General features: G+C 50.2%; 1 pseudogene. It reads right to left on the reverse strand.

The features are described 5' to 3' along the window. Positions 1-229 (reverse strand): annotated as a pseudogene (locus HMPREF2822_RS13650) (IS3 family transposase); the annotation flags it as partial.

A 229-nucleotide genomic window follows, 5' to 3' on the forward strand; every position in this document is an offset into this window, starting at 1 on the left:
CGTCGTTAAGGCTTGCAGCGATGCGTTTAGCACCATAAAGCCCGTGCTCATCATCGAAGATGGTCTTGATTCTCGCCCCAATAAGGGCATCGGAACACGTCTTTAACCTGCGTTTTTCGCGGGTGTTAACCCATTTGTAGAACGAGGAGCGATTGAGCTTTAACACGTGGCACATCCGCTTGACCGAGTATTCGGTTCGGTGGTCATAGACAAACTGGAAGCGGATTAC

It is taken from the genome of Corynebacterium sp. HMSC062E11, assembly GCF_001811845.1.
Taxonomy (GTDB): Bacteria; Actinomycetota; Actinomycetes; order Mycobacteriales; family Mycobacteriaceae; genus Corynebacterium; species Corynebacterium hesseae.